The organism is Metabacillus fastidiosus NBRC 101226 (assembly GCF_001591625.1).
GTDB lineage: Bacteria > Bacillota > Bacilli > Bacillales > Bacillaceae > Metabacillus > Metabacillus fastidiosus.
Genome location: NZ_BCVG01000207.1, coordinates 1 through 2,093, shown reverse-complemented (window position 1 = coordinate 2,093; position 2,093 = coordinate 1). Strand labels below are relative to the sequence as shown.

At 35.2% G+C, this 2,093-nt stretch carries 2 protein-coding genes; one reads left to right on the top strand and one right to left on the bottom strand.

All coding sequences use genetic code 11. The features are described from left to right. Positions 1-1,020 (top strand): glycoside hydrolase family 26 protein (locus BFA01S_RS21375; RefSeq protein ID WP_268874899.1); only part of this gene is annotated, 1,020 nt, incomplete at its 5' end. A 61-nt stretch (positions 1,021-1,081) separates the two neighbouring features. Here the strand turns inward: BFA01S_RS21375 and hemH are convergent. Next, positions 1,082-2,026, bottom strand: a complete 945-nt coding sequence (gene hemH, locus BFA01S_RS21370) for a ferrochelatase (protein WP_066235640.1) — start codon at positions 2,024-2,026, stop codon at positions 1,082-1,084. Between the last annotated feature and the right edge of the window lie 67 nt (positions 2,027-2,093).

The window sequence follows — 2,093 nt, the reverse complement described above, 5'->3', positions numbered from 1 at the left end:
TTACTGCCCATTAAGGCTGGGATAAATGGAAAGGATGTGTATACTATGGCATTTATTAAAATATCAATCATTTTCATTTTTTCATTAATTATCATCTTAAATATTCCAAAATCCGATGCCGTCACTTCCACATCTATTCAATCAGGAGCATGGCTTGGTGAATGGCCTTCCAGCTCTGCTAAAAATATTGAGAGCTTCGAATCGATGACTAATTATAAACAACACTATATTCATACTTTTATTAATACAAATCAAAGTTTGAATGATTGGAAAAGCTTCATGGACTATACAGCAAGCACCGGGGCAATAAACTTCTTAACATTGGAGCTGAAAAAAACTGATGGTACTGATTATTCTACAGTTGATGTAAATAAGGGATTACTGGATGAGAAACTAATAAAAATAGCGAATCAATTAAAATCTTGGAATAACGGATCAGAAATATACTTGCGTATTATGCATGAAGTAAATGGAAACTGGTATGGATGGAGTATTGGAGATAGCAATATTAATACAAATCAGACTTACAAAGAAGCATTTATCCATATTGTTCAAATTTTCAAAAATGCTGGAGCAGAAAATATAAAATTCATTTACAATATTAACGCAGAAAATGTAGGTTCTAACGCCAGTTTTATGGATGCTTATCCTGGGGATAAGTATGTAGATTATGTTTCAATGGACGGATATAATTGGGGAACATTAAAATCATCTGAAGGATCTGAACATTGTAATCCGATCGAGCATTGTCATTCATGGCTTTCGTTCCGTGCCGTATTCGATGCACCTTATAATGCTCTTACCACACATTCCAAACGCCCGGTCATTATCGCCGAATATGCATCGTCAGAGCTTGGCGGTGATAAGGCAAAATGGATTTATGATGTTGCCTACCAGTTAAAGTCAGGTACATATCCAAGACTTAAGGCAGTAATTTGGTTCCATGAAAACAAAGAAACTGATTGGAGAGTTAATTCTTCTAATGAAACATTAGAAGCATATAAAAAGCTTTACAAATAATTTTTTTAAAAAAAGGGAACAAAATCTCACCTAGATTGTTCCCTTTTCCCATATTAAAACATTACTTAACTAAACAGTTTTGAAATAAATCAGATGCAAAAGTTCTTTCCTTTACGATTTTTGTTAAAGCGATAATAAAGTCATACGAATCATTAAGCAATTCCGCACGATTGAACTCTAATCCTAGTTCTTTACATAAACTTTGGCAGTCATAACCGATATCATATAATACTTCAATATTTGCTGTTAACGATAACAAGTCACATGTAACAATTCCTTTTCTTCCTTTTTCAGCTTCTTTTTGAATAACTCTCTTTATATCCGGGCCTGACCACAGTTCCCCATGTGAACCTGCACTGCGGTATGCAATTTTCCAAGTTTCCAGCTGAAGTTCTTCCGCAATATTTCGTGCCAATTCAAAGAATTGCTCACTGTATATTTTATGTGTTTCAGGTTTACCTGGCTGGCTATGAGCTGTAAAAATAACCGCTGTCTCATTGTGTACATTTCCCGGAAGCCAGTTAACTGCTGTCTCTAATCTATTTGCTATAGCAGTGACCAGTTCAGGATGTGTATGCCAATGATTAATATCAAGGACCGGTATAGAAATCCCCATCTTCTCTAATGCTTTATGTACTTTTCTTTGATAAAGACCTGTGCCTGTTTTTGAATAAAGAGGATTAAGCGGGAGAGTAATAACATATGTAACACCCTCTTGAACCATTTTCTCCACTGTATCTTCAACAAAGGGAGGGGTATGTTTGTAAGCAGTATAAACTTTTACTTTCTCTATAAAAATATTTTGAAGGGAATGGGAAAGCGCTTGTGCCTGTCTCTCTGTAACAGCTCCAAGTAAATCAGCAGTACCAGCCTGGCGAAACCTTTCTTTTGCAGCTTCCATTTCTTCAGCACTTGGTATTTTACCGTAACGAATATTTGTATAATACTCTTCTAAATCATCAATAGAAGACGGTGCACCGTAAGCAAAAATAATAACACCGATCATTTATCTCACTCTCTTTCTTAAATAATTTTAAAATAAAGTGGAACTTCCATCAGTGGGGGGTTTTTTC

What these genes read in the sequence shown, in the direction of transcription:
- hemH (WP_066235640.1), bottom strand. Translation starts at nt 2,026, where the DNA reads ATGATCGGTGTTATTATTTTTGCTTACGGTGCACCGTCTTCTATTGAT.